Origin of the sequence: Streptomyces sp. NPDC093510 (genome assembly GCF_040683555.1) — a bacterium.
In the GTDB taxonomy this organism is placed as follows: Bacteria; Actinomycetota; Actinomycetes; order Streptomycetales; family Streptomycetaceae; genus Streptomyces.
This window is the reverse complement of the sequence record NZ_JBFBEE010000051.1, coordinates 1-21,095: the sequence shown is the minus strand read 5'-3', so window position 1 is coordinate 21,095 and position 21,095 is coordinate 1. Positions and strand designations below refer to the sequence as shown.

At 70.3% G+C, this 21,095-nt stretch carries 23 protein-coding genes; 10 read left to right on the top strand and 13 right to left on the bottom strand.

Features of this window, described 5'->3' with window-relative positions:
* Positions 1 to 276 precede the first annotated feature (276 nt).
* The gene (locus AB0N81_RS41405) at positions 277 to 762 is read left to right on the top strand and encodes an SsgA family sporulation/cell division regulator (RefSeq protein WP_365368008.1); all 486 of its coding nucleotides are present in this window, start codon (positions 277 to 279) and stop codon (positions 760 to 762) included.
* A gap of 28 nt (positions 763 to 790) precedes the next feature.
* Here AB0N81_RS41405 and AB0N81_RS41400 read toward each other — a convergent pair whose 3' ends face one another.
* Positions 791 to 2,161 carry an FAD-linked oxidase C-terminal domain-containing protein gene (locus tag AB0N81_RS41400; RefSeq protein WP_365368006.1) on the bottom strand — a complete coding sequence of 457 codons (1,371 nt, stop codon included), beginning with the start codon at positions 2,159 to 2,161 and terminating at the stop codon, positions 791 to 793.
* A 107-nt stretch (positions 2,162 to 2,268) separates the two neighbouring features.
* On the opposite strand from AB0N81_RS41400, the gene AB0N81_RS41395 reads away from it, so the two are divergent.
* Positions 2,269 to 3,801, top strand: coding sequence for a tetratricopeptide repeat protein (locus AB0N81_RS41395; RefSeq protein ID WP_365368004.1), 1,533 nt, complete (start codon positions 2,269 to 2,271; stop codon positions 3,799 to 3,801).
* On the opposite strand, the gene AB0N81_RS41390 is transcribed toward AB0N81_RS41395, so the two are convergent.
* Positions 3,798 to 4,247 (bottom strand): MarR family winged helix-turn-helix transcriptional regulator, encoded by a 450-nt coding sequence (locus AB0N81_RS41390; RefSeq protein ID WP_365368002.1) that lies wholly within the window; start codon positions 4,245 to 4,247, stop codon positions 3,798 to 3,800. The two genes, AB0N81_RS41395 and AB0N81_RS41390, sit on opposite strands and share 4 nt — an antisense overlap.
* Before the next feature lie 112 nt (positions 4,248 to 4,359).
* On the opposite strand from AB0N81_RS41390, the gene AB0N81_RS41385 reads away from it, so the two are divergent.
* On the top strand, positions 4,360 to 4,923 hold the full coding sequence (locus AB0N81_RS41385; protein WP_365368000.1) for a quercetin 2,3-dioxygenase: 564 nt from the start codon (positions 4,360 to 4,362) through the stop codon (positions 4,921 to 4,923).
* A 25-nt stretch (positions 4,924 to 4,948) separates the two neighbouring features.
* Here AB0N81_RS41385 and nthA read toward each other — a convergent pair whose 3' ends face one another.
* The 4 genes from nthA to hppD all read right to left on the bottom strand — a co-directional run bounded on the left by nthA (position 4,949) and on the right by hppD (position 7,347).
* Positions 4,949 to 5,536, bottom strand: a complete 588-nt coding sequence (gene nthA / locus AB0N81_RS41380; protein WP_365367998.1) for a nitrile hydratase subunit alpha — start codon at positions 5,534 to 5,536, stop codon at positions 4,949 to 4,951.
* Positions 5,533 to 5,817 carry an SH3-like domain-containing protein gene (locus tag AB0N81_RS41375; RefSeq protein ID WP_365367996.1) on the bottom strand — a complete coding sequence of 95 codons (285 nt, stop codon included), beginning with the start codon at positions 5,815 to 5,817 and terminating at the stop codon, positions 5,533 to 5,535. The genes nthA and AB0N81_RS41375 overlap by 4 nt, the downstream gene beginning before the upstream one ends.
* The gene (locus AB0N81_RS41370) at positions 5,810 to 6,091 is read right to left on the bottom strand and encodes a hypothetical protein (protein WP_365367994.1); all 282 of its coding nucleotides are present in this window, start codon (positions 6,089 to 6,091) and stop codon (positions 5,810 to 5,812) included. The genes AB0N81_RS41375 and AB0N81_RS41370 overlap by 8 nt, the downstream gene beginning before the upstream one ends.
* Before the next feature lie 107 nt (positions 6,092 to 6,198).
* Positions 6,199 to 7,347, bottom strand: coding sequence for a 4-hydroxyphenylpyruvate dioxygenase (gene hppD / locus AB0N81_RS41365; RefSeq protein WP_365367992.1), 1,149 nt, complete (start codon positions 7,345 to 7,347; stop codon positions 6,199 to 6,201).
* 121 nt (positions 7,348 to 7,468) lie between these two features.
* On the opposite strand from hppD, the gene AB0N81_RS41360 reads away from it, so the two are divergent.
* The 6 genes from AB0N81_RS41360 (at position 7,469) to AB0N81_RS41335 (ending at position 12,421) form a co-directional block, all read left to right on the top strand.
* Positions 7,469 to 7,939, top strand: coding sequence for an Lrp/AsnC family transcriptional regulator (locus AB0N81_RS41360; RefSeq protein ID WP_030794967.1), 471 nt, complete (start codon positions 7,469 to 7,471; stop codon positions 7,937 to 7,939).
* A gap of 61 nt (positions 7,940 to 8,000) precedes the next feature.
* Positions 8,001 to 8,648: an ABC transporter permease gene (locus tag AB0N81_RS41355; RefSeq protein WP_365368024.1), complete on the top strand. Its 648-nt coding sequence runs from the start codon at positions 8,001 to 8,003 to the stop codon at positions 8,646 to 8,648.
* Positions 8,641 to 9,879, top strand: coding sequence for a betaine/proline/choline family ABC transporter ATP-binding protein (locus AB0N81_RS41350; protein WP_365367990.1), 1,239 nt, complete (start codon positions 8,641 to 8,643; stop codon positions 9,877 to 9,879). The genes AB0N81_RS41355 and AB0N81_RS41350 overlap by 8 nt, the downstream gene beginning before the upstream one ends.
* 125 nt (positions 9,880 to 10,004) lie before the next feature.
* On the top strand, positions 10,005 to 10,763 hold the full coding sequence (locus AB0N81_RS41345; RefSeq protein WP_365368022.1) for an ABC transporter permease: 759 nt from the start codon (positions 10,005 to 10,007) through the stop codon (positions 10,761 to 10,763).
* A complete protein-coding gene (locus AB0N81_RS41340; RefSeq protein ID WP_365367988.1) occupies positions 10,760 to 11,728 on the top strand; it encodes a glycine betaine ABC transporter substrate-binding protein in 969 nt (322 codons plus the stop codon). The genes AB0N81_RS41345 and AB0N81_RS41340 overlap by 4 nt, the downstream gene beginning before the upstream one ends.
* An 81-nt stretch (positions 11,729 to 11,809) precedes the next feature.
* On the top strand, positions 11,810 to 12,421 hold the full coding sequence (locus AB0N81_RS41335; protein WP_365367986.1) for a helix-turn-helix domain-containing protein: 612 nt from the start codon (positions 11,810 to 11,812) through the stop codon (positions 12,419 to 12,421).
* 148 nt (positions 12,422 to 12,569) lie between these two features.
* Here AB0N81_RS41335 and AB0N81_RS41330 read toward each other — a convergent pair whose 3' ends face one another.
* The 6 genes from AB0N81_RS41330 to AB0N81_RS41305 all read right to left on the bottom strand — a co-directional run bounded on the left by AB0N81_RS41330 (position 12,570) and on the right by AB0N81_RS41305 (position 19,442).
* Entirely contained in the window at positions 12,570 to 13,385 is an 816-nt protein-coding gene (locus tag AB0N81_RS41330) for a S16 family serine protease (RefSeq protein ID WP_365367984.1), read from the bottom strand.
* Positions 13,386 to 13,639: 254 nt separating this feature from the next.
* Entirely contained in the window at positions 13,640 to 14,281 is a 642-nt protein-coding gene (locus tag AB0N81_RS41325; RefSeq protein ID WP_362987159.1) for a helix-turn-helix domain-containing protein, read from the bottom strand.
* Between the two features lie 316 nt (positions 14,282 to 14,597).
* Complete coding sequence (locus tag AB0N81_RS41320; protein WP_365367982.1) at positions 14,598 to 16,397, bottom strand: DEAD/DEAH box helicase; 1,800 nt, start codon at positions 16,395 to 16,397, stop codon at positions 14,598 to 14,600.
* Positions 16,398 to 16,693: 296 nt separating this feature from the next.
* Positions 16,694 to 18,241, bottom strand: coding sequence for an MFS transporter (locus AB0N81_RS41315; RefSeq protein WP_365367980.1), 1,548 nt, complete (start codon positions 18,239 to 18,241; stop codon positions 16,694 to 16,696).
* Positions 18,242 to 18,312: 71 nt separating this feature from the next.
* Positions 18,313 to 18,594, bottom strand: coding sequence for a DUF397 domain-containing protein (locus AB0N81_RS41310; protein WP_365367978.1), 282 nt, complete (start codon positions 18,592 to 18,594; stop codon positions 18,313 to 18,315).
* Positions 18,591 to 19,442 carry a helix-turn-helix transcriptional regulator gene (locus AB0N81_RS41305; protein WP_365367976.1) on the bottom strand — a complete coding sequence of 284 codons (852 nt, stop codon included), beginning with the start codon at positions 19,440 to 19,442 and terminating at the stop codon, positions 18,591 to 18,593. Before AB0N81_RS41305 ends, AB0N81_RS41310 begins: the two co-directional genes overlap by 4 nt.
* 156 nt (positions 19,443 to 19,598) lie before the next feature.
* Between AB0N81_RS41305 and AB0N81_RS41300 the strand changes: the two genes are divergently transcribed.
* Positions 19,599 to 20,045 (top strand): ATP-binding protein, encoded by a 447-nt coding sequence (locus AB0N81_RS41300; RefSeq protein WP_365367974.1) that lies wholly within the window; start codon positions 19,599 to 19,601, stop codon positions 20,043 to 20,045.
* Position 20,046: 1 nt separating this feature from the next.
* Here AB0N81_RS41300 and AB0N81_RS41295 read toward each other — a convergent pair whose 3' ends face one another.
* Complete coding sequence (locus AB0N81_RS41295; RefSeq protein WP_365367972.1) at positions 20,047 to 20,595, bottom strand: DinB family protein; 549 nt, start codon at positions 20,593 to 20,595, stop codon at positions 20,047 to 20,049.
* Between the last annotated feature and the right edge of the window lie 500 nt (positions 20,596 to 21,095).

Below are 21,095 nucleotides of genomic sequence, written 5' to 3'. Positions count from 1 at the left end.
CGTCGTCCCGTATCTGCTCGGGGGTCTTTTGGGGGCTCCACATCTATCAGACCTCCGTGTCCGACCGGGCGGGTCCCGCCCTACGGACCACTTTCCGGGCACGCTCCCCACACATCCCCCGCGTCCCGCGCACCCCTTCCCGGACGCCTCTGTGAAGTCGTACGAAAAAATTCTCCCGAACCCGCGTAATGCTCCGGCCATCCCGCCCTCTCCACTCGTACGGGTCCACTCCCAAGGCCCCTACGAGCAGCAACAAGGAGAAGGAAGGACATCGCCATGCACTCCGTGGTGGAACGCGAACTGGAGCTCAAACTCGTCCTCTCGCCGGAACGGGCCGTCCGCGTCCCGGCCCGCCTCACCTACCGCACCGACGACCCCTACGCCGTCCACATCGCCTTCCACATCGGCTCCGAGCACCCGGTGAACTGGACGTTCGCCCGTGAGCTCCTGGTGGAGGGGGTGTTCAGGCCGTGCGGTCACGGTGACGTGCGGGTCTGGCCGACGAAGGTGGACGGCCGCAGCGTCGTCCTGATGGCGCTCAGCTCGCCGGACGGCGACGCGCTCCTGGAGGCGCCCGCGGCCGCCGTGTCGGCCTGGCTGGAGCGGTCGCTGCGGGTCGTCCCGCCGGGCTCCGAGGCCGAGCAGCTCGGCATCGACGACGGCCTCGCCGAGCTGCTGGCGCCCGCGTCGGGCCGTGGCCGCGTGGACGAGCTGTGGCTGCGCGACCCGTGGCCCTCGGACGAGTCCAAGGACGGTGAGTGAGCCCGGCCGCCACGGGGGCGGTCGCGGGTCAGAACAGCTTGCCCGGGTTGAGGAGTGAGTGCGGGTCGAAGGCCGCCTTGACGGCCTGCTGCATCTCCACTCCCACCGGGCCGAGCTCGCGCGCCAGCCACTCCTTCTTCAGGACGCCGACGCCGTGCTCGCCGGTGATCGTGCCGCCGAGCTCCAGGCCGAGGGCCATGATCTCGTCGAAGGACTCGCGGGCGCGCCGGCCCTCGTCGGGGTCTGCCGCGTCGAAGCAGACGGTGGGGTGGGTGTTGCCGTCGCCCGCGTGCGCGCAGACCCCGATGGTCAGGCCGTACTTCTCACCGATGCGCTCGACGCCGTCGAGCATCTCCGCGAGCCGGGAGCGGGGCACGCACACGTCGTCGATCATCGTGGTGCCCTTGACGGCTTCGAGCGCGGTGAGCGACAACCGCCGCGCCTGGAGCAGGAGTTCCGACTCGGCGGCGTCCTCGGCGGGGACGACCTGGGTGGCGCCCGCGGCCTCGCAGAGCGCGCCGACCGCGGCGAGGTCGGCCGCCGGGTCCGGGGTGTCGAAGGCGGCGAGGAGGAGCGCTTCGGTGGTCTCGGGCAGGCCCATGTGGGCGAGGGCGTTGACGGCTTTCACCGTCGTGCGGTCCATGAGTTCGAGGAGCGAGGGGACGTGGCCGCCCTCCATGATCGCGCAGATGGCGTCGCAGGCCGCCTTGGACGACCCGAACTCCGCCGCGAGGACGAGCTGTTGGGGTGGCTGGGGCCGCAGTGCGAGGACGGCGCGGACGACGATGCCGAGGCTGCCCTCAGAGCCGACGAAGAGCCGCGTCAGGTCGTATCCGGCGACGCCCTTGGCGGTGCGGCGTCCGGTGCTCATGAGGCGCCCGTCGGCGAGGACGACGTCGAGCCCGAGGACATACTCCGCGGTGACCCCGTACTTCACGCAGCACAGGCCGCCGGAGGCGGTGCCGATGTTCCCGCCGATGGTGCACATCTCCCAGCTGGAGGGGTCCGGCGGGTAGTACAGGCCGTGTTCGCCGACCGCGCGCGACAGCGTGGCGTTGACGACGCCGGGCTCGACGACGGCGATGCGGTCGACGGGGCTGATCTCCAGGATGCGGTCCATCCTGACCAGGGAGAGGACGATGCAGCCCTCGCTGGCGTTGGCGGCGCCGGACAGGCCGGTGCGGGCGCCCTGCGGGACGACCGGGACGCGCAGCTCGGTGGCGGTGCGCATCACGTGCTGGACCTGCTCGACGGTGCGCGGCAGGACCACGACGGCCGGGACGCCCGCGTCGCAGAAGCTCGCCATGTCGTGGGAGTACGAGGAGGTCACGTCCGGGTCGGTGAGGACCGCCTCGGCCGGGAGCCCCTCCTGAAGGAGGTCGATGAGGGTGCGGCTCATGATCACAGCCTCGCACCCGGGGCCATCGGTGTGAACCCGTGTGCGACGTCGTTCCCCGGGCCGGGGATGTGCTCTTCGTATTGAAGTCATTGGCGCACAGTGAGCGCATGAGGCCTTCGGTGAAGCGTGTGCTGATCGGCTCCGTGGCGGGGAGCGTGGTGCTCGGCGGCGTGCTGGTGCTGCTGCCCCCGGACGGCGGGGACGCGGCGCCGCCCGCGCTCGGCCCGGCCGGGCGGGCGATGGCGGCCGTGGGGGCGGGGGCGCCCGCCGCGCTGCCCGATCTCGCGGCGCTCATCGGTGAGCGCGAGGCGCATCTGCGGGCGCACCCACGCGACGAGCAGTCCTGGGCGGTGCTCGGCTCGGCGTATGTGGCTCGGGGCGTGCGGACCGCCGACTTCGCGAACTATCCGAAGGCGGAGAGCGCGCTGCGCACCTCGCTCAGGACGAAGCCGCAGGGCAACCCGGAGGCCCTGACGGGCCTTGCCGCGCTCGCCAACGCCCGGCACGACTTCCGTGCCGCCCGCAAGTGGGGCGAGCTCGCGGTGCGGCAGGCGCCGAAGCGGTGGACGGCGTATCCGGCGCTGATCGACGCGTACAGCGGGCTCGGTGACGCGAAGGCGGCCGGCAAGGCCCTGGAGTCCCTGCGGAAGCTGGGCTCGGGTGCGGCGGTCCTGACGCGGACCGGGCAGGTGTACCGCGACCGCGGCTGGCGCGAGGACGCGAACGCCGCGCTGACCGACGCGGCGGCGCTCGCCGAGGCCCCGGCGGAGAAGGCGGCGGGTCTGTACCGGGTCGGGGAGCTCGCGTGGGAGCGGGGCGAGCCGACGGAGGCGCTGCGCTACTACGACGCGGCGCTCGCCGCCGACGCCGACCACCATCCGTCGCTGGCGGGCCGGGGCCGCGCCCTGGCGGCGCTGGGCCGCTCCTCGGACGCACTGCACGCCTACCGTGCGGCGCTGACCCGTCAGCCGCTGCCCGAGTACGCCCTGGAGCTGGGCGAGCTGTACGAGTCGCTGAAGCTGCGGCCGGCCGCGCGGGCGCAGTACGACCTGCTGCGGGCGCGGGTGAGGCAGGGCCGTGCGGGCGGCGTCAACAACGAACGCGTCCTCGGTCTCTTCGAGGCGGACCACGGCGACGCGGACGCGGCGGTGAAGCGGCTCACGGCGGAGTACAAGCGGCACGGCAGTCCGCGGACGGCGGACGCGCTGGGCTGGGCGCTGCACAGGTCGGGGGACGGCGAGGCGGGTCTGAAGCTGGTCACGAAGGCGATGGACAAGGGGCCGCGCAGTGCGCTGTTCGCCTTCCACCGCGGGGAGATCGAGCGGGAGCTCGGCTGGTACGGCGCCGCGCGCCGCCATCTGGGCGAGGCGCTGCGCGTCAACCCGTACTTCTCGCCGCTGGGCGTGCCCGTGGCGAAGGAGGCCCTGGAGGCGCTGGGCGAGCCGCCGGAGGGCGGGCCCGCGCAGGTGTACGCGCCGAGCCCCGAGACGGAGCCCCGCCAGTCCTTCCCGCGCCGCCAGCCGGCGCAGGCGCAGCCGCGAACCCGGACGCAGCCGAAGCCCCGTACATCCCCCCGGCAGTCCTCCCAGCGCCGCGGCACCACGCCGAGCACGCCACGCAGTCAGTCCACGGCGCGTTAGGGCTTGTCCGGCTCCCCCGGTGGTCCCCACGGGGCTTCGAGGGCCGCGCGCAGGGCGTCGGTCGCGGCCGTGCCGATGCGTTCGGCGAGCAGGGCCTCCAGGCGCTCCAGGACGGCGCCGGCCTCGCGGTGGGCGTGTTCGCCCTCGGGGGTGCGGCGGATGAGGCGCTGCCGGGCGGAGGCGGGGTCGGGGACTTGTTGCAGGAGTCCGGCGCCGACGAGGCCGTGCACGGCCTGGTGTGCGGTCTGGCGGGTGACGCCCATGCGGCGTGCCAGTTCGGAGACGGTGGTGCCCTCGTCGTCGAGGACGGCGAAGAGCTGCACCTGGGTCGGGGAGACGGGTGCGGCGCCCGCCGCCTCCATGGCGGCGAGGAGGCCCTCCTCGAACCAGCGGCGGGCTTCGCCGAGGAGCTGGGGCAGGTTGCGGTGGGCGGGCTTCTGCGTCATTAATGTCAGGGTACCTGACATTGATAGCTGACATTGATACCTGGCACTGGTACCTGACATCAGTGCCGCAGAAGCCCGCCATCAGCGTCCGAGCCGCGAGGAGCACCCGCCCATGACCATCGAGTACGCCACCCGCTACCGCCGCGCCTCCCACATCCCCCCGGAGCCGGGCAAGCCCTACTTCATCGAGAAGGGCGAGGGCGACCGGGCCCACCTGTTCGGGGACCTCATCACCGTCTACGCGGGCGGTGAGCAGACGGAGAACACCTTCAACTTCTTCACCGTCGAGGGCCCCAAGGGCGACCTCATACCGGCCCACGTCCACGCCGACACCCACGAGGTCTTCTACGTCACCCAAGGCGCCGTCCGCCTCTTCGTCGAGGACACTGAGGGCGTCCAGCAGGAGAAACTGCTCACCCCCGGCGACTTCGGCTTCGTGCCCAAGAACTGCACGCACGCCTACCGCATGGAGCGCCACCACAGCCAGGTCGTCGGCGTCGCCGCGGGCCCCGGCGGCACCTTCGAGCGCTTCTTCGAGAACCTCGGCGCGCCCGCGGAGGGCCACGGTCTGCCGCACCGGCCGCTGGTCCCCGAGCCCCACAAGTTCGGGAGCGTCCCCGAGCAGTACGACGTGAGCTTCCTGCCGGACCACCAGTGGCGCACGGGCACGCCGTGAGAGCGGCTCCCTGGCAGGCGGTCGCTCAGAGCGCGGCCGTGCCGATCAGGCCGTTGCGGGTCACCCGCGCCGCCAGCTCCTCCTCGGTGAGGGCGTCCGTGCCCTCGGGGCGGCGCGGCAGGACCAGGTAGCGGGTCTCGGCGCTGGAGTCCCACACCGTGATCCGCGTCGCGGCCGGCAGCCGCAGCCCGAACTCCTCCAGGACGGCCCGGGGTTCGCGCCCCACGCGCGCCCGGTAGGCCTCGCTCTTGTACCAGCTGGGCGAGGGCCCGAGCAGCCGCACCGGGTAGCAGGAGCAGAGGGTGCACACCACCACGTTGTGGGTGTCGTCCGTGTTCTCGACGACGCGCAGCCGCTGGGGCTGGACTCCCCCGGCGGAGTAGCCCAGCTCGGTGACGGCCGCCGTGCCGTCGGCGAGCAGCCGCTCCTTGTACGCCGGGTCCGTCCAGGCCCGCGCGGCGACGCGGGCGCCGTTGAGCGGGGTCGCGCCGCCGAGGAACGCGTCCAGCATCTCGTCGAGGGCGGCGCCGACGACGATGCCGCGGTCCTCCAGCAGGGTTTCCAGGCGCCGCACTTGGCGGGAGATCAGCGCGTCCGTGTGCGTACCGCTCATGGGGTGTCGTCCTCCAGATAGCTTTCCCACAGGTCGAGCACGACGTCGTGGTCGCCGTCGCCCCACAGGTCGCGGGCCGCGAACCGCACGGCGTACACCTGCTCGACGGGCGCGTCGTCCCTGCCCTGCGAGCGGACGTCGGCCAGCGGGTGACGTCCCTCGGGCTCGACGACGACGCCCCGCTGGCCGCGGGCGTAGCGCGGCAGGCGCGTGTGGTGGGGCGGGTCGTGGCGGACGGTCCGTACGCGGGTGCCCGCGGGGTAGCGGTAGCGGTCAGTCATCGAGTTCCGCCATGGCGACGACGCCCTTGCGGTCCAGGAGCGTGCGGATGGCGTGGAGCCACCGTTCGTAGTACGAGGCGGCCAGGTAGGCGGCGGGCGGCATCGTCTCGACGGCGTCCCTGAACTCGTCGAGGTTGTACACGCCTTCGCGTACGAGCGCACTGTTGAGTGCGAAGACGCGGGCTTCCCAGTCGGCGTGGAAGGGCTCCGTGTCGTCGGCGGTGTCGACCGGCCCGAAGCCCTGCATGCCACCGACGTCATTGATCCTGGCCATGGCGGCACCTTAACCGGTGCACGACGCGAATCGCCGGACAGGCCAGGGAACTTCGAGCCTGTCCGGCGATTGAGAACGAGCAGCGCGCAGCCCGCGACCGACGGTGCCTAGAGGTTGCCCCGCTTCTCCTGCTCGCGCTCGATCGCCTCGAAGAGCGCCTTGAAGTTGCCCTTGCCGAAGCCCATCGAGCCGTGTCGCTCGATCATCTCGAAGAAGACGGTCGGGCGGTCCTGGACCGGCTTGGTGAAGATCTGGAGCAGGTAGCCGTCCTCGTCGCGGTCGACGAGGATCTTCAGCTCGCGCAGGGTCTCGACGGGCACGCGGGTCTCACCGGCCCACTCGCCGAGCGTGTCGTAGTACGAGTCGGGGGTGTCCAGGAACTGGACGCCCGCCGCGCGCATCGTGCGCACGGTCTCGACGATGTCGTTCGTGGCGAGCGCGATGTGCTGGACGCCGGCGCCGCCGTAGAACTCCAGGTACTCGTCGATCTGCGACTTCTTCTTGGCGATGGCGGGCTCGTTGATCGGGAACTTGACCTTGAGCGTCCCGTCGGCCACCACCTTCGACATCAGCGCGCTGTACTCGGTCGCGATGTCGTCGCCCACGAACTCCTTCATGTTCGTGAAGCCCATGACCTTGTTGTAGAAGCCGACCCACTCGTTCATCCTGCCGAGCTCGACGTTGCCCACGCAGTGGTCGATGGCCTGGAAGGTGCGCTTGGCCGGCGGCTCGACGATCGGGTTCGCGGCCACGAAACCGGGCAGATACGGGCCGTCGTAGTCGGCGCGCTCCACCAGGGTGTGGCGCGTCTTGCCGTACGTGGCGATGGCGGCGAGGACGACCTTGCCGTTCTCGTCCTTGACCTCGTACGGCTCCGTGATGCCGCGCGCGCCGTGCTCGACGGCGTAGGCGTACGCGGCGCGGGCGTCCGGCACCTCGATGGCGAGGTCGATGACGCCGTCGCCGTGCTCGGCCACGTGGGAGGAGAGGAAGTGGCCCCAGTCCGTGGAGGGCTTGATGACGGAGGTGAAGACGAAGCGCGCACCGCCGTTGGTGAGGACGTAACTCGCGGTCTCGCGGCTGCCGTTCTCCGGTCCGGAGTAGGCGACCAGCTTCATGCCGAACGCCGTGGAGTAGTAGTGCGCCGCCTGCTTGGCGTTGCCCACGGCGAAGACGACCGCGTCCATTCCCTTGACCGGGAAGGGGTCGGCCTCGCGCGCGGTGTCCGGGGTGGTGTGGGTGGTGGTCTCAGTCATGTGCTGAGGCTCCCGCCGAACCGCAAGGTGCGCAATAGTTCGCGTTTTCAGTGGTCAATATGCACAGTGGGTGGCCAGGATGAGCGGGCTATCTGTACATCATGACCACCTTGGAGGCGTCATGGCGATCGATCATCTGGACGGCAGACTCATCGTGCTGCTGGCGCGGGAGCCGCGTATCGGGGTTCTTGAGGCGTCCCGCAGGCTCGGGGTGGCGCGCGGCACGGTGCAGGCGCGGATGGACCGGCTTCAGTCCAATGGAGTCATCCGCGGCTTCGGTCCGGAGGTCGATCCCGCGGCGCTCGGCTATCCCGTCACGGCCTTCGCGACCCTGGAGATCAAACAGGGCCAGGGGGCGGATGTACGGGCCCATTTGGCGACCGTGGCCGAGGTGCTCGAGCTGCACACCATCACCGGCCACGGCGATATGCTCTGCCGCCTCGTGGCCCGGTCGAACGCGGATCTCCAGCGTGTGATCGACCGGGTCGTGGGCTTTGATGGCATCGTCCGGGCTTCCACGGCGATCGTCATGGAAAACCCCGTTCCGCTGCGGATCATCCCGCTGGTGGAGCAGGCGTCCGAAGACCCCTGAGTCACCGAACCCTGAGTCACCGACCTGTGAGTTCCTTCGGAAGGACGAGGTGAGCACTTCAGTGAATTTCTGGGACTACCTCGGCAACCGCCACCAGCAACTGCTGACGGACGCGTATCAACACGCGAGCGCCGTCTTCCAGTGCATGGTCGTCGCCACCGTCATCGGCGTACTGATCGGCGTTCTCACGTACCGCAGTGAATGGGCGGGCAATCTCGCCACGACCGTCACCTCCACCATCCTCACCGTCCCGTCCCTCGCCATGATCGGCCTGCTGATCCCGGTCGTCGGTCTCGGTGTCGCGCCGACCGTCATCGCGCTGACCCTGTACGGGCTGCTGCCGATCGTGCGCAACGCCATCGTCGGCCTGCGGGGCGTCGACCCGTCGCTGGTCGACGCCGCCAAGGGCATCGGGATGTCGCGTCTCACCCGGCTCTTCAAGGTGGAGCTGCCGATCGCGTGGCCGCCCATCCTCACCGGCATCCGCGTCTCCACGCAGATGCTGATGGGCATCGCGGCGATCGCCGCGTACGCGTCCGGCCCCGGGCTCGGCAACGAGATCTTCCGGGGCATCGGCTCGCTCGGCAGCAAGAACGCGCTCAACCAGGTGCTCGCGGGCACGCTCGGGATCATCGTCCTGGCGCTGCTCTTCGACGCCGCGTACGTCCTGATCGGCAGGCTGACCATTTCGAGGGGGATCCGTGCCTGAGACCACCGCCGCGTCCGGGGCGACGATCGAGCTGGAGAATCTCACCAAGCGCTACGGCAACGGCGAACCAGCCGTGGACAGCGTCAACATGGAGATCAGAGCGGGCGAGACCGTCATCCTCGTGGGACCCTCCGGCTGCGGCAAGTCGACCACCCTGAAGATGATCAACCGGCTCATCGAGCCGACAGGCGGCCGCATCCGCATCAACGGCGAGGACGTCACCGACATCGACCCGGTGAAGCTGCGCCGCAAGGTCGGGTACGCGATCCAGTCCTCCGGCCTCTTCCCGCACATGACCGTCGCGCAGAACATCGCGCTCGTGCCGAGGATGGTCGGCTGGGGCAAGTCGAGGATCAAGTCGCGGGTCGAGGAGATGCTCGACCTGGTGGGGCTCGACCCGGGCGAGTTCCACAACCGCTACCCGCGCCAGCTCTCCGGCGGCCAGCAGCAACGCGTGGGCGTGGCAAGGGCGTTGGCGGCGGACCCGCCCGTGCTGCTCATGGACGAGCCGTTCGGCGCCGTCGACCCGATCACCCGCGACCACCTCCAGGACGAGCTGATCCGGCTTCAGCACGAGCTGCACAAGACGATCGTCTTCGTCACGCACGACTTCGACGAGGCCATCAAGCTCGGCGACCGCATCGCCGTCCTGCGGGAGCGCTCGCACATCGCGCAGTTCGACACCCCGGAAGCGATCCTCACCAACCCGGCGGACGACTTCGTCTCGGGCTTCGTGGGCGCGGGCGCGGCCCTGAAGCGCCTCAACCTCACCCGCGTACGGGACGTGGAGATCGCCGACATCCCCACGGTGACCGTCGACGACCCGCTCCAGGAGATCTTCGACAAGCTGCGCGACAGCGGCACCAACGAACTGCTCCTGCTCGACAAGCGCCGCCGCCCCTACAAGTGGCTGCGGCGCGGCGACCTGATGCGTGCCAGGGGCTCGCTGGCCCGCGCGGGCACCCTCGTCCACGACACGGTGACCCGCGACGCCACCCTGCGCGACGCGCTGGAGGCCGTCCTCACGGACAACGCGGGCCGGGTCGCGGTGACCGGGCGGCGCGGCGAGTACACGGGCGTCGTCGACATGGAGACGCTGATGAACTCCGTCCACGAGATGCTGGAGGCCGACCGCCTCGACGCCGTGGAGCACCAGCACGAACTGGAGGAGCAGCGCGCCCAGTTGACCCAGTTCGAGCAGGAGGGCTACGGCGGGGAGGCGAAGGCGTGAAAGACACCTCCGGTGGCGCGACCCGGATTCCCGACCAGAACCAGAACCAGGGCCAGAACCAGGGCCAGAACCAGGACGACGCCGACCTCGCAGCGCCGCCTGCCGACCTCGAAGCGCCGCCTGCCGTGCTCGCGGCCCGGCAGCCGCGCCGGGTCACCTGGCAGAAGGTGACGTTCCTGCCCGCCGTGCTCGCGGTGGTCCTCCTGGCGACCTGGTGGTGGTTCGAGCAGGCCGACCTCGACTCGATCTCCACGAACGCGCTGGCGAACGGAAACGTCTGGCTCCGGCTGCGCCAGCACATCGAACTCACTGCGATCTCGACGTTCTTCGTCCTCATCATCGCCATTCCGCTGGGCATCCTGCTGACCCGCAAGAGGCTGCGCAAAGGCGCCCCGGTCGCGATGGCCCTGGCCAACATCGGCCAGGCGACCCCCGCGATCGGTCTCCTCGCGCTCCTGGTGATCTGGCTCGGCATCGGCGAGAAGGCCGCGCTGATCGGCATCATCATCTACGCCGTGCTGCCGGTCCTCTCCAACACGATCGCGGGCCTGAAGGCGAACGACCCCACCCTCCTGGAGGCGGCACGCGGCATCGGAATGTCGCCCCTGGGCGTCCTGACGAAGGTCGAACTCCCGCTCGCCGTCCCGCTGATCCTCGCGGGTGTGCGCACGGCACTCGTCCTCAACGTCGGCACGGCGACCCTCGCCACGTTCGGCGGTGGCGGCGGCCTCGGCGACCTGATCACGACGGGCATGACCAATCAGCGGATGCCGGTCCTCATGCTCGGCTCCATCCTGACGATCGCGCTGGCGCTCCTGGTGGACTGGCTTGCGTCGCTGGCGGAACTGGTGCTGCGCCCGCGTGGCCTGGAGGTGGACGCATGAGGATCACCCCGCGCACGACGGTGCTCGCGGCCCTTTCCGCAGCCCTGCTCGCCGGCTGCGGACTGACCAGCGGCAGCCCGATGGTGGACGACGTCAAGCCCGGCTCCGTCGGCAAGGGCCTGCCCTTGAAGGGCGCCGACCTCACGGTCACGTCCAAGGAGTTCACGGAACAGCTGATCCTCGGCGCGATCATGGGCATCGCGTTCCAGGCGGCGGGCGCGGACGTGCTCGACCGCACCGGCATCCAGGGTTCGATCGGCGCGCGCGAAGCAGTCAAGGGCGGCGACGCGGACGCCATGTACGAGTACACGGGCACGGCCTGGATCACGTACCAGGGCAACACCGAGCCGATCACCGACCCGCAGAAGCAGTGGCAGGCGGTGCACGAAGCGGACCTGAAGAACGGCGTCACCTGGCTCCCCCCGGCCGAGCTCAACAACACCTACGCCCTGGCGATGAACCAGAAGAACGCGGCGAAGTACAGGACGAAGACGCTCTCGGACGTGGCGAAGCTGTCGAAGTCGGACCCGAAGGCCGTATCGCTGTGCGTGGAGAGCGAGTTCGCGTCGCGGGAGGACGGACTGCCCGGCATGCAGAAGAAGTACGGGATGAGCGTCCCGTCCTCCAGCATCACCAAGATGGACACGGGGATCATCTACACCCAGGCGTCCAAGGGGACGTGCACGTACGGCGAGGTCTTCACGACGGACGGCCGCATCAAGGCGATGGACCTGACGACGATGGAGGACGACAAGCACTTCTTCCCCAACTACAACGCGGCCCCCGAGATCAACAGCAAGTCCCTGAAGGAACACCCGGAGATGGCGGAGATCCTGGCCCCCATCACCGCGAAGCTCAACAACACGGTGGCGCGGGAGCTCAACTCCAAAGTGGACGTGGAGGGCCAGGACCCGCATGAGGTGGCGAAGGACTGGCTGATCGAGGAGGGCTTCGTCAAAGAGTAGCGCGCAGCACGGCCAAAGTTCCAAAGACTCCGTTGCAAAGAAGGCATTGCAACGGAGTCTTTGCATGCCTACGCTGACGGCATGACGGAACAGCCGCGCCAGCCGCAGCCCCGAAAGGTCCATCACCTCGACGCCCGCACGCTGCGCGGCCTCGCGCACCCACTGCGGATGCGGCTGCTCTCCTCGCTGCGGCTCGACGGCCCGGCGACCGCGTCCCAACTCGCCGCCCGCCTGGGCGAGTCGAGCGGCGCGACCAGCTACCACCTGCGGCAACTCGCGGAGTACGGCTTCGTCGAGGACGACCCGGGCCGGGGCAAGGGCCGGGAGCGGTGGTGGCGGTCGGTCCACCAGGGCACCTGGACCGACGAGGACCTCATCCGCGACCGGGCCCCGGAGGTGCAGGGCGCGCTCAGCACGCTCCTGTTCGAGTACGCGACACAGCGCGCGCAGGAAGTGACCACCTGGATCGCCACGCGGCACGAGTGGTCACAGGAGTGGGGCGAGGCCGCCGACACGAGCGACTTCACCCTGGACCTGACTCCCGAGCTCGCGTCCGAACTGAGCCACAAGATCCACGAACTCGTGGACAGCTACCGCGAGTCGCCGCCGGAAGAGGGCGCCCCGGACGCCGCCAAGGTGCGCGTCCACTCCCACGTCTTCCCGACCCGCCCGGTGACAGCCGACGACATATGAGAGGACCGAGCCATGCACCCCGAAGTGCACTTGATGCTGCACCACGAGCGTGCGCGAGAATTAAGCCGCGCCGCACGTGTACGCCACCACGGCCCCCGCTTCCGCACTCAACTCGGCTGGACGCTGGTCGAGTTGGGCCTACGCCTGGTCAGCAACTCGGAACCTTCCCGCCCTTCCCTTCCTTCTCCAGGGCCCGCAGCGCGTCGACCGTTCCCGTCAGCGTCGTGATGGGGACAAGCCGCAGCCCCTTCGGCAGCTCCGCCTGAGCGTCCGAGCACTCGTCCTTCGGCACGAGGAAGACGGTGGCGCCGTCGCGCCGGGCGGCCTGCGTCTTCAGGGCGACACCGCCGACCGGGCCGACCTTGCCGCCGGCCGTGATCGTGCCGGTGCCGGCGATCTTGCGGCCGCCCGTCAGGTCGCCGCCGCTGCCGTCGCCGTCCACCTTGTCGATGATGCCGAGCGTGAGGAACAGTCCGGCGCTCGGCCCACCGATCTTGCCGAGGTCGGCCTTGACCTTCACCTTGTCGGTGTCGTCCACGCCGTTCGCCTTCAGATACCGCAGCGCCGCGTCCGTGGCGGCGTCCTGCGACTTCTTCATGTCCCCGAGATTGTGCTTCTCGACTTCCTTCACGTCGTCCCCGACGGGGTAGACGGAGTCCTTGGGCATGACGGCCCGATCGCTCCGGAACCATCCATCGATGACGTCGTCCAGATAGATGTCCATCTGGGGCCCAGTCGCCACGATGGTGGTCATCCGCAGCTCCCCCTTGGTCTCCCGCGTGGGAACGCCGGAAACGGTCAGGACGGGCTTCCCCTCGTGCTCCCCGAGCACGTTGGCCGTCCCCCCCGGCTGAGCCACGGCAAACGGCAACGGCGCAACCCCGGCGACGGCGAGCAGAGCCACGACGGGCAGGGCGCAGACGGCGAGGGCCTGGGGGCGCGTGAGACGAGAGAACGAGAACACGGGATCAATCTAACGTGCGGGGAAAAGTTCAAGCCCGCCCGGCGCTTGAGGACGAGCGCGAGGGCGAATACCAAGCCCGTCCGGCGATTGAGGACGAGCTCGGCGCAGCCGGCGATCGACCGAGCCCCGTGCACGGGCCCGCAGCACGCGAACGACCCCGACGGGGAGGAATTCAAGCCCGTCCGGCGATTGAGGACGAGCTCGGCGCAGCCGGCGACAGACCGCGCCCCGTGACTCCGCTCGCCCACGCGGCCTCAGCGCAACGCATCGGAAACCTCCCGCGCCGCATCCACCACCCGAGGCCCCACCCTCTCCGGCACCGAGTCCGCCAGCATGACGACGCCGACGCTGCCTTCGAGGCCGGTCACGCCGACCAGCGGGGCGGCCGCTCCACTCGCGCCGGCCTCCAGTTCGCCGTGGGTGAGCGCGTAACCGGGATCCGTCACCAGCCCCTGCCGCGCCGCGAGGATCGCGCGCCCCGCCGCACCCCGGTCGAGCGGGTGCCGGAACCCCGTGCGGTACGCGACGTGGTAGTCCGTCCACGTGGGCTCGACCACCGCGACCGCGAGGGCCTCCGAACCGTCGACGAGGGTCAGGTGGGCCGTCGCCCCTATGTCCTCCGCGAGGGAGCGCAGCGCGGGCAGCGCGGCCTCCCGCACCAGCGGGTGCACCTGGCGGCCGAGGCGGAGCACGCCGAGGCCGACGCGTGCCCGGCCGCCCAGGTCCCGTCGTACGAGCGCGTGCTGTTCGAGCGTGGCGAGCAGGCGGTACACCACGGTCCGGTTCACGCCGAGCTTGTTGGACAGCTCGGTGACCGTGAGGCCATGGTCGGTGTCGGCCAGCAGCTTGAGGACGCGCAGTCCTCGGTCGAGCGTCTGGGAAGTCTCCGCGGTCACGACGCCCACTCCTTAGGTGAGGGTCGGCGGCCCCCTTACGCGGCGGTTGCGCCGCCGGTCCCGTGGGCGACGCGCGTCAGAGGCCGCCGGTCGGAACACCGGCTGCGCTCCGCGGCGGCGCTGCCACGGGGCGTGTGCGTTGCGGGGACATTAGCGAGGCCGTCCCGCTCAGCGGAAGACTTCGTCCAGAATCCGGGCACGGGGGCGCCCCTAGCGCCCCCATCTGCCCCGTTACGCGGGGCGCCCCCGGAGAGCCGTGCGCGCGACATCCACACAAGCCCTCCGCACTCGGAACCCCCCACTCCTTACTCGAAGGTCACTTCATGCGGGTGGCCCACTCCTGGACCTTCTCGATCCGCTGCCGCAGCTGCCCGGCCGTGGCCTCGGCGCTGGGCGGCCCGCCGCAGGTGCGCCGCAGCTCGGTATGGATGACGCCGTGCGGCTTCCCGCTCTGGTGGACGTACGCGCCGACCATCGTGTTGAGCTGCTTCCGCAGCCCGAGCAGCTCCTTGTGGGAGACCACGGGCCGCCGCTCGGCGGGCAGTTCAAGGAGGTCGGCCTCCTCGTCCGGCTTCTTCCTGCTGTGGGCGATCTGCCGGGCCTGCCGCTTCTGGAGCAGCATCTGCACCTGGTCGGGTTCGAGGAGCCCTGGGATGCCCAGATAGTCCTGCTCCTCCTCGCTCCCCGGGTGCGCCTGCATGCCGAACTCGGCGCCGTCGAAGAGCACGCGGTCGAAGACGGCCTCGGACTCCAGCGCCTCGAAGGAGAACTGCTCCTGCTCCCCGGTGTCCTCGTCCTCCTGCTTGTTCGCCTCGTCCATCTCCTTCTCGGACTCGGCATAGGGGTCCTCCTCCCCTTCCTTCTTCGGCTTGTCGAGGGCGTGGTCGCGCTCGACCTCCATCTCGTTGGCGAAGGTGAGCAGGTCGGGGACGGTGGGCAGGAAGACGGACGCGGTCTCGCCGCGCCGCCTGGACCGTACGAAACGACCGACGGCCTGCGCGAAGAAGAGCGGCGTGGAGATCGTGGTCGCGTACACACCCACCGCGAGGCGCGGCACGTCGACGCCTTCGGACACCATGCGGACGGCGACCATCCACCGGTCGGTGCTCGCGCTGAAGTCGTCGATCCGCTTGGACGCCCCGGTGTCGTCGGAGAGGACGACGGTGGCCTTCGTGCCGGTGATCTCGCGGATCAGCTTGGCGTAGGCGCGGGCGGAGTCCTGGTCGGAGGCGATGACGAGCCCGCCCGCGTCGGGGATGGCCTTCCGCACCTCGGTGAGCCGCTTGTCGGCGGCCTTGAGGACGTTCGGCATCCACTCGCCGCGTGGATCGAGCGCGGTGCGCCAGGCCTGGCTGACGGCGTCCTTGGTCATGGGCTCGCCGAGCCGCGCGGCGATCTCGTCGCCCGCCTTCGTGCGCCACCGCATGTTGCCGGAGTACGAGAGGAAGATGACGGGCCGCACGACGCCGTCGCCGAGCGCGCTGCCGTAGCCGTACGTGTAGTCGGCGGCGGAGCGCCGGATGCCGTCGTTCCCCTCCTCGTACGTGACGAAGGGGATCGGGTTCGTGTCGGACCGGAACGGCGTACCGGTGAGCGCGAGGCGCCGCGTCGCGGGCTCGAAGGCTTCGAGGCACGCCTCACCCCAGGACTTCGAGTCGCCGGCGTGATGGATCTCATCGAGGATCACAAGGGTCTTGCGCTGCTCGGAGCGGTTGCGGTGCAGCATCGGCCGCACGCCGACGCCCGCGTACGTCACGGCGACGCCGTGGTACTCCTTGCTGAGCGGTCCGGCGCTGTACTCGGGGTCCAGTTTGATGCCGACGCGGGCGGCGGCCTCCGCCCACTGCTTCTTCAGGTGCTCGGTGGGCGCGACCACGGTCACCTGCTGCACGACATGGTGGTGCAGCAGCCAGGAGGCGAGCGTGAGCGCGAACGTCGTCTTGCCGGCGCCGGGCGTGGCGACGGCGAGGAAGTCTCGCGGCTGCTCCTGGATGTACCTGTCCATCGCCCCCTGCTGCCAGGCTCGCAGCTTGTTGGCGGTGCCCCAGGGGGCGCGGCCGGGGAAGGCGGGAGAGAGGTGGTGGGAGGAGTTGGCGGCGGCGCTGGTGGTAGTCACGGTCTCCGGGTTCGCAAGGTCGGCGGCACGTATGACAACCGGGCCACCTTACCGGTGATGCGGGGACGTTCCACTGGGGGCGAGGCGGTGGGGGAGGTCGGTGCGACGGGTCTCACACGGAGGCGCGGGGCGGAGGGTGCCGGTGCGTATGTCCCCCTGCGCGGCCGCCCGCAGGCCCCCGTGGGGTGCCCCGCCGGCGCCCCTGGTACCCCCGCACGTCCGCCCCCGTCGCCCCCTCCGGTGCCGGTCCGCACGTGCGTCCGCACGTCCGTCCGCACGCCGGACACCGCGTCCGCCTACCCGTCCGCCCGCGCATCCGTACGTACGTCCGACGCCGCATCCGACAGCACGTCCATCCGTACGTCCGTCACCACGTCGGTCACCACGACCCCGGTCTCGTCCGCCGCCGGGACCGCCGCCACGTCCGGCACAGCCGCGTCCGGCACCCGCGCCGCCTGGAGCCGCGTCCCCACCCACGCCCCGACCAGGGCGACCACCGCCATCGGCAGGAAGACGGCGACGAACGCGGCCGGGTGCGAGCCCGTGGTCTCCCCCGCCCCGTGGCCCGCACCCACCGTGCCGCCGCCGAGCGCGGCGAACGCGGCGCCGCCCGCGGCGAGCAGGATGACGTTCGAGAGTCCGTCGGAGATCTGGAGCGCGGCCGAGTTCGACCCGGCGTCCGCAGGCGCGGAGAGCCGCAGCAGCAGCACGCTGGTCGAGGCGATCACCATGCCCATGCCGAAGCATCCGAAGGCCCACGCGACCCCCACGATCCACACGGGCACGGACTCGATGAGGACGGTCGGCACGGCGAGGATGGCCGCCGCGACGAGCACCATCCCGGCGGCCACGAGCCGCGAACGGTACGGCTCCATGGCGGGCCGCGACTGGACGTACGACCCGAGCGCCCAGGTCGCCCCGCCCACGGCCAGCGAAAGCCCGGCCATGGTGGGGCTCAGCCCGCGCTGGGTGACGAGCATCAACGGTACGAAGGACTCGGCGGCGACGAACGACCCCGCCGCGACGCCGCGCAGCAGCACGACGGAGGGCAGCCCGCGCGCTGCCCGGTACGTCCCCTTGGGCAGCAGCCCGAGGACCGCCGGCACGAGGACGGCCCCGCCCACGGCGGCGGGGAGCAACGAGAGCCAGCGCAGATCCTGCCCCGCGTACTGGAGGAGCCCCGCCCCCAGCGAGATCCCGAGCGCGAGCCGGATGCGGCGCCTGTCGAACGCGGCGACCGGCGCGTCCGGGTCGACCGGCCCGGACGCCGTCCGCCGTATCGCGGGCAGCGCGAGGGCGAGCGGCGCGAGTACGAGGACCGGGATGCCGACGAACACCCACCGCCACCCGAGGTGCTCGGTGACCGTGCCGGAGATCAGCGGCCCGACCACGGACGGCACGACCCAACTCGCCGCGAACGCCGCCATGATCGACGGCCGCAGATGCTCGGGGTAGGCGCGGCTGACTATGACGTACAGCCCGACGATGACCAGGCCGCCGCCGAGCCCCTGCACGGCCCGCCCCGCGATGAACAGCCACATGCCTCCGGCGGTGCCGCTCAGCAGCAGCCCCGCCGCGAACAGCGCGATACCGGTGGCGAGCGGTCCCAGTGGTCCGCGCCGGTCGGCCCACTGCCCGCTGAGCACCATGCCGAAGAGGCTGGTGGTGAAGTACCCGGAGAAGGCGAAGGCGTACAGCGACACCCCATCCAGCTCACGGGCGGCGATCGGCATCGCCGTCCCGACAGCGGTCGCCTCGAAGGCGATCAGCAGCACGACGGAGACGATGCCGATGCTCAGGGCGCGGTAGGGCCTGCTCAGTACACCGCCGGTGTCGTCAGTCATGCACGCCAGAGTAAGAGGCGTGGGGCGGTTTTACCCCTGTCCTGGGGTGGGATCTTGCTCGTCCCTTGGTCTTACGCCTCTGAGTTCCGTGAGGCGTACGTGATGAAGTGGGACCAGGTGGAGGGGGCGAGGGTGAGGTGGGGGGCTTGGGGGGTCTTGGAGTCGCGGATGTGGATGGTGTCGGGGGTGGTGGCTATTTCGACGCAGTCGCCGGACTCGTTGCTGTCGCTGTAACTGCTCTTGAACCACTCAAGGGCGACCTCGACGCAGTCGTTGGGGTCGCTGCTACTGCTGTAGCTGCTCTTGAACCAGTGCAGCTCGGAAGCGTCCCCGGCAGAGGCCTTGCGGATCATGTCTCTCCCAGCATTTCTTCGATGAAGACCAGTGACGCTCCTGGCGTTAGCGCCTGGGCCCGGATGATGCCATAGCGCAGTTCGAGAATTCGGAGCTGCTTCGGATCGGAGACTGGGCGCCCGCCGAAGGCACCATCGGAGCGTCCTACCGCCTTGCCGTCCGCGAACTTCAACATCTGAATGAGGCCGCCCATTCCGGCGTGATCCGTGCAGCGCGTCGGCATCACCTGGATCTCGACGTTACGCAACTGCCCCACTTCCAAAAGGTGTTCGAGTTGGCGGCGCAGAACCATTGTGCCTCCGATTGGGCGCCTCAGCGTTACCTCTTCCTGCACGAAGCTCAGCGCGGGGGCGGGTGACCTCTCGAAGATCGCTTGTCGCGCCATACGGGCGGTCACGTCCCGCTCGATCTGATCCTGCGAGTATGCGGGCCGCCGCATCTCGAACAGCTCCTGCGCGTAGTCCCTCGTCTGCAACAGCCCATGCAGATTGTGGTTCCCGTAGGAGCACAGCTCGACCGCCTGAGCCTCCAACTTCGCCAAGTCCCGGACCTTCTTCGGGTACCGGGCCTCCCGCATCTCCTTCTTCATCGCGGAAACGACCCCCCGCGCGCCCACCACCTCATCCACTCGGTCCAGGTACTCGGGGCGGGGGATGCGCGCCCCGCGCTCGACCTTGCGGACGAGGTCCTCCCCATAGCCGATCGCCACCGCGAAGTCGGCGACGCGCATCCCCGCCGCTTCTCGCCACGTCTTCAGCTGATGGCCGACCATTTCCACCACCGCGCTGATCTCGTCCTCGGGGTCGACGTCCCAACCCGGCTCATCCGTAACGCCATTGCGTTCCACCGTGCCACCTCCACCGTCCCGTCCAAGCCCAACGCGCACTCGTACCCGTACGTCACCCTGGACAGCCAGGACAGGCCGGGACAAGCGCGGGACAAAAGCGGTACGCAGGGCGCGCACCGCTATGCACGCTACGCACGGGCCGCCACGCTGAGTGACGTGAACCAGAAAATGACCCCGGCTCAAACCCCCACACCCGTACACCAGTTCACGATCCTGCTCTCCGCGACGCGAAGAGGCGCCCGCCTGGCCCGGCTCCTGACGAGGGAGCAACTGCACAGCTGGGAGCAGCCCTCCGCGAACGCGGAGCAGATCGTCGCCGAGCTGGCGAACAACGCCGTACTGCACGGCCACGTGCCCGGAAGAAGCTTCCGGCTGGGGCTGACGGTCACCGCCACGAACACACTCCGTATCGAAGTGACGGACGCGCGGGCGGACCGGAGCCCGCCGCTGCACCCCCGACGCCCCTCCCCCGAGGCGGAGTCGGGGCGGGGCCTGCTCCTGGTCGAGGCCCTGGCCGACCGCTGGGGGACGGATCTGGGGACACCCGCGTTCGGCCCGTGCAAGACGATCTGGGCGGAGCTTGACCCGGCGCCGACGGCGTGAGTCAGGCCATGCTCAGGGCACCGTCCAGGTGCTCCCGGATGATGTCGGCGTGACCCGCGTGCTGGGCGGTCTCGCCGATGATGTGCAGCAGCGTCCGGCGGGCCGTCCAGCGCCCGCCGGGCTCCCACCACGGGGCCTCCGGGAGGGGGTGGGTCACGTCGAGATCGGGCAGGCCGCGCACGAACTCGTCGGTGTGGCGGGCGACTTCGGCGTACTGGTCGAGTACGCCCGCCAGCGTCTCGCCGGGCAGCGTCCGGAACTCGTCGGAACGCTTGGCCCAGTCGTCGTCGGTCATGTCGGTCACGTCGCCCAGGGCGGCGAGGCCGTCCCGGATGAAGGCGACCCACACCCGCTCGACCGAGGTGACGTGCTTGATGATGCCGCCCAGGCACAGTTCGCTGGCGGTGGTGCGCCGCCCGGCCTCCTCGTCGGTGAGGGCTCGGACGGTGTGGCGCAGCATGGTCCGGTGCTGGGTCAGTGCCTCCAGCAGATCGGCGCGCTCGCCGGTGGTCGTCGGCTCAGCGGGGGTCGTGGTGTCGGTGTGGGGCATGGTGGTGACCGCCTTCCGTTGGTACCGCTCCGTCGGACAAGCGCCACGTTAGGAGGCAACTAGGCCAGGACTTGACCTAGTGCGGGGTGCGCTCTGCGTCTTCGGTGGGCCGGTGTCTTTGACGGTCACCGGGGCCGCCCGGTTTTTAGCGGATTGTGGCGCCTCCGGGCCGGCAGTAAAGGGCGCTCCTACGTCGCGTCGGCTCCGCCGATTCCGCTCCGCTCCACCCTTGACTCCCGCCCCTGCACCGCAAGTCTCCCTTGAGCCGGACGGCCAGGGGTGGGGGCTTCGTATTCTCTGGGTGGGTCATCCGCTCTCGCTGCCGGGTGCGGACCGGCCCAACGTGAGCTGGCGCTACGGTCAGGGCTCTGCCCCGGCTACGCCGCTCGGGCCATCCGCTCTCGCTGCCGGGTGCGGACCGGCTCAACGTGAGCCGACGTCACGGTCGCAGCTCGGCCGACTGCCCGGCTTCGCCGCTCGGGTCATCGGCTCTTGCAGCC